The 4,463-nt window shown below is 60.8% G+C and carries 5 protein-coding genes; 4 read left to right on the top strand and 1 reads right to left on the bottom strand.

Annotated features, from left to right (window positions below):
* Positions 1 to 93: 93 nt before the first annotated feature.
* Genes asnS through ACH2EH_RS12420 form a run of 4 tightly spaced genes read left to right on the top strand, consistent with a single transcriptional unit; the run spans position 94 to position 3,433 of the window.
* Entirely contained in the window at positions 94 to 1,479 is a 1,386-nt protein-coding gene (gene asnS / locus ACH2EH_RS12435; RefSeq protein ID WP_395142108.1) for an asparagine--tRNA ligase, read from the top strand.
* Entirely contained in the window at positions 1,480 to 2,061 is a 582-nt protein-coding gene (locus ACH2EH_RS12430; RefSeq protein WP_395142106.1) for a hypothetical protein, read from the top strand.
* 2 nt (positions 2,062 to 2,063) lie between these two features.
* Positions 2,064 to 2,786: a SpoIIE family protein phosphatase gene (locus ACH2EH_RS12425; RefSeq protein ID WP_395142104.1), complete on the top strand. Its 723-nt coding sequence runs from the start codon at positions 2,064 to 2,066 to the stop codon at positions 2,784 to 2,786.
* Positions 2,750 to 3,433 (top strand): N-acetylmannosamine-6-phosphate 2-epimerase, encoded by a 684-nt coding sequence (locus ACH2EH_RS12420; RefSeq protein ID WP_395142102.1) that lies wholly within the window; start codon positions 2,750 to 2,752, stop codon positions 3,431 to 3,433. The genes ACH2EH_RS12425 and ACH2EH_RS12420 overlap by 37 nt, the downstream gene beginning before the upstream one ends.
* Here ACH2EH_RS12420 and ACH2EH_RS12415 read toward each other — a convergent pair.
* Positions 3,430 to 4,320: a ComEC/Rec2 family competence protein gene (locus tag ACH2EH_RS12415; RefSeq protein ID WP_395142100.1), complete on the bottom strand. Its 891-nt coding sequence runs from the start codon at positions 4,318 to 4,320 to the stop codon at positions 3,430 to 3,432. The two genes, ACH2EH_RS12420 and ACH2EH_RS12415, sit on opposite strands and share 4 nt — an antisense overlap.
* Positions 4,321 to 4,463: the final 143 nt, after the last annotated feature.

The following is a 4,463-nucleotide window of genomic DNA, read 5'->3' as shown; positions in this document are numbered from 1 at the left end:
CACACGTCCTGCCGTAGGCGAGGCGTCTCTCCATAAATCGGGCAGCGAGACGCGAGTTTCGCTGCCCGATTTTGATTATGGTATCCTGAGCCCATGGTAGAACCTGGGCAGTATCTTCGTGATCTCTTCACCCAGCCCGTCGGCAGCGCTGTCGTCGCACGGGGCTGGGTAAAAACCGTCCGCTCTGGCAAGGGCGTCTCGTTTATCCAGCTCTCCGACGGCTCGTGTTTCGCGGATCTCCAAGTGGTCGCGGACCCGAGTGTCGTGCCCGAGGGAGTTTCTACGGGAGCCTGCCTCGTGATCGAGGGAGAGCTTGTCGCGTCTCCTGGCTCCGGTCAGAGTGTCGAGCTTCAGGCAAAAACGATCACTGTCCTGGGAACTGCCGACCCAACAACCTACCCGCTCCAGCCCAAGCGCCACACGTTTGAGTTCCTCCGCGAGCAGTCACACTTACGCGTGCGCTCCAACACCTTTGGCGCGGTTTTTCGGGTACGCAACGCCGTGTCGTGGGCGATCCATAAGTTCTTCCAGGAGCGTGGTTTTCTCTATGTTCATACCCCCATCATCACCACTAGCGATGCCGAAGGGGCCGGGGCGATGTTTGGTGTCACTACCCTTGATCTGATGAACCTGCCGCGTACCGAGACAAAAGCAATTGACTTCAAAGAGGATTTCTTTGGCAAGCAAGCCCATCTCACGGTCTCCGGGCAGCTAGAGGCCGAGATCTTCGCTCTGGCCTTCACCAATGCCTACACCTTTGGCCCCACGTTTCGTGCGGAGAACTCCAACACCCCGCGCCACTTAGCCGAGTTCTGGATGATCGAGCCAGAGATGGCCTTCTGCGATCTTGAGGGCAATAAAGCGCTCGCGGAGGCTTTTCTCAAGTACGTGATTCAGCATGTCCTAGATACCTGCGCCGCGGACCTCGAGTTCTTCACAAAGCGCATTGATGAGAGTGTCTTGCCGACTCTGGAGAAAGTGGCGACCAGTACGTTTGCGCAGATCACCTACACTGAGGCCGTTGCGCTGCTAGAAAAAGCCAGCACCAGCAAGAGCTTTGAGTTTCCTATCTTCTGGGGCTGCGATCTTCAGTCTGAGCACGAGCGCTATCTCACCGACGAGGTATTCCAGCGCCCTGTGATTGTCACGGACTATCCCAAAGAGATCAAGGCGTTCTACATGCGCCTCAACGACGATGAGAAAACCGTGCGAGCGATGGATGTGCTTGCGCCGCGCATCGGAGAGATTATCGGGGGAAGCCAGCGTGAGGAGCGCTACGAGGTGCTGGTAGACAAGATCCGCAAGCAGGAGCTGCCCGAGGAGGTCTACTGGTGGTACTTGGAGCTGCGCAAGTACGGCTCCGCCCCCCACGCGGGCTTCGGGCTGGGATTGGAGCGCCTCGTACTCTATCTAACGGGAATGAAAAACATTCGGGATGTCATTCCCTTCCCCCGCACGCCGGGGAGCGCGGAGTTCTAAATGGGCCGCCAAGTTGTCACCCGCACGCTGCGGTTTCAGTATCTCAAGCCCTCAAAGTTCACCACGGAACTAAAAAAACCGGACGGAGTCAGTGCGCTCCTGCCCGATGATAAAAAAATGCGGCTCACGGTGCAAGGGGAAAAAGAGGCTATTGAGCTCCTGGCACAGATGGCGCAGCTCGCCGATGTGAAGCCTTTTCGCTACTTGCTCACCCTCACTCTTGTGAAGCTCGGCCCTGGCGTGCGCCGCCAGGCACTGGAGAAAAAGAGCCTTGTTTTTGAAAACAAAGCCCCGGTGAGTATCAGCCTCAGTGGCGGTATGTGTGAGCTTCAGGGGACTCTCCACGGCAGTCCGGGCGAAGTCCAGCTTCTCTTTAGCACACAGGCCGCTCGGCTACGGGGCACGCGCCGTGAAGTCACGGAGTCGCTTCAGGCCTCGCGTCGGATCCCCTTTGGCAAGACCACCACTATTGCCCGTTTCGCAGACCCACAGATGGGGCCATCCCATGGTACGAAGCCCACCCCAATCACGCTTGTTCTGGAAGCCAGCGCCAACGAGGCAATGGGTCGCCCCGAGCGCTAGCCATGTTCTCTTTTGCTGCTCTTGCGAACTACTCGGTTGCGCTACGCCGGGCCAGCTACCGGGAGGCATCAGAGGATCGAGCTGTGGCGGTGACGACCTTCACAGAGTCTCTTGTGCTTGCCGTAGCCGGTGGCGTGGGTGGGGGCGGCGGCGTGGGTGGGGGCGGTGAGGCGGCCTCACTGGCTATGGAGACAGTAGAGTTTGAGGCAGAGAAACTGGCTCGAAAAGGGGAACGGCTTTGGAGGGGATTTTTCAAAGCCCTCGACGATGCGCTTGTCGCCCACCCGGATGCGGGCCAGACCACCCTGGTCGCACTGTGCCTTACTTCTCAGAAGATCATCGGGGCCTCGGTGGGTAGTTCGGAAGCATGGTGGATCACCGCCGACGGCCACTTTGACCTGACCGAAGCCCAGAAACGCAAGCCGACTCTCGGATCGGGGAGCGCCGAGCCCGTTCCGTTTAAGTTGAAACTCTCTGGCCCTGGTACACTTCTGCTTGCCAGCGAGGGCCTCTTCAAGTACGCCGATCCCCTCGCCATCACCGAGGCCGTGCGGAGCGCGGCGAGCGCGGATGCCGCTGCCGACGCACTCCTAGCCCTGGCCTCCGCACCCGCCGGGCGCTTCTACGACGATGTCGCGCTGATTGTGGTGCGAGTGGAGACAAAGAGCGTACGGGATACAATAGCGCCGTGGACAAGATTTTTACACCGCTTCAAGGCGGGCTGATCGTCTCCTGCCAGGCACTCGAAGGGGAGCCGCTCTTTGGCTCGGAGATCATGGCAAAGCTCGCGCTCGCGGCGAAGCGCGGCGGGGCAGTTGGGATTCGCGCCAATACCCCTTTAGACATCGCGGCCATCAAATATGCCGTGCCCGAGCTTCCCCTCTTCGGGCTGTGGAAGGTCGTGGTGCCCGGCTTTGAGGAGGTCTACATCACGCCGCGCCTGCGCGAGGCCGTCGCGGTGGCAGAGGCGGGAGCGGAGATTATCGCCCTCGATGCCACCCTGCGCCCCCACCCGGAAGGCTCGACAGCGGAGCTGATCCAGGCAGTTAAACGCGAGACCGGTCGGCTTGTCCTAGCCGATATTGATAGTGAAGCATCGGCGCTGGCTGCCATAGACGCAGGGGCGGATGCGATCTCGACCACGCTCTCAGGCTACACCCCGAGTTCACCTCAGCTCCTTGGCCCGGATCTGGAGCTTGTCGCCCGGCTCGCCACGAGAAATCTTCCCGTACCGCTCTTCGCCGAGGGGCGTATCCACTCCCCAGACGATGCCCGCAGGGCGCTTGACGCCGGAGCTTTTGCCGTGATTGTCGGGGGAGCAATCACCCGCCCCGCCCAGATCACCCAGCGGTTCGTGGCCGCGCTGCGCTAGAGCGCCTGAGTCACTTGTTGACCGTCGGAGAAGAAAAAGAGGTCGCGCGGCTGTGTATCGGTCCGCAGAACCGTCGCGCCCGTGGCTCTCAGGCGCTCCAGTGTAGACAGCGCGGGCAGGGCTCCTGTTTTATCGTCGACGCTCACCACCACGAACTGAGGCTCGACCAAGTGCAGCAGCTCGGGCGAAGAAGCACCGGCATTGCCAAAGCGAGCAACCCTAAGCACATCGGCAGAGAGCTCCTGTCCCAGTGCCAATAATGCCTGCTCGCCGGCCCTTTCTAAGCCGCTCTCCCAGAGAAAATGGGTATTTCCCCAGGTCAGGCGAAGCACCAGGGCATTATTGGCAGCAGCAGGGGTACGCGCGACAAAAGGCAAGTGGGGGAAAAGAACATCAAGCCGCCCCCCCGGACCGAGCTCGAATGCCTGACCCGCACGTCCAATCTGGATCGGAACACGGCGCTTCAGGAGTGCATCACGTGTCTCCTGCTGGCGCTGGTTGACCTGCTCCCAGCCCAGTTCCAGAGCCGCTTTGATCGGGAAACGGGCGATTAGCTCCTGCGCCCCCCCGAGAGACTCATTGTAAGGGTAAGGAAGAATGAGAAGATCAATTTGCTGCGCCCCTGCGGCAGCGAGCGACTCCGCCACATGCCCACCGGCCCCCGGCGGCCCAGCACCAATGACCAGAAAGCGACCGTCGGGAGTCTTCACCCAGGAGGCTTCCCCTTGCCCGACTTTAAGGTAGCTCACCACCAGAGATTGGGGAGGGAGCGAGGGAATTGTCACTTTCGGCACAGGCCGCAGCCGTATTCCCAGCACCAGTGCCAGGCTCCCCAGCAGCGCCAGGAGTAGCCACACTAGCACGCGGCGACCCCGCGCCCCCATCACTTGCCTCGCTTTTCGGTCTCAGTCAGGTGGTAAGAGAGCACTGCGAGCTCCTGCAAGAAGGAGACATGGCGCACCACCACTCCTGGTGGCACCTTCAGCGCCGTCGGGGCGAAGTTCAGCAGAGCGCGTACCCCACTCTGAAT

Source organism: Armatimonas sp., assembly GCF_043760365.1.
Taxonomy (GTDB): Bacteria; Armatimonadota; Armatimonadia; order Armatimonadales; family Armatimonadaceae; genus Armatimonas.
Note: the sequence above shows the minus strand (reverse complement) of the source record. Positions and strands in the feature narration are given on the sequence as shown.

What these genes read in the sequence shown, in the direction of transcription:
- asnS (WP_395142108.1), top strand. Translation starts at nt 94, where the DNA reads ATGGTAGAACCTGGGCAGTATCTTCGTGATCTCTTCACCCAGCCCGTC.
- ACH2EH_RS12430 (WP_395142106.1), top strand. Translation starts at nt 1,480, where the DNA reads ATGGGCCGCCAAGTTGTCACCCGCACGCTGCGGTTTCAGTATCTCAAG.
- ACH2EH_RS12425 (WP_395142104.1), top strand. Translation starts at nt 2,064, where the DNA reads ATGTTCTCTTTTGCTGCTCTTGCGAACTACTCGGTTGCGCTACGCCGG.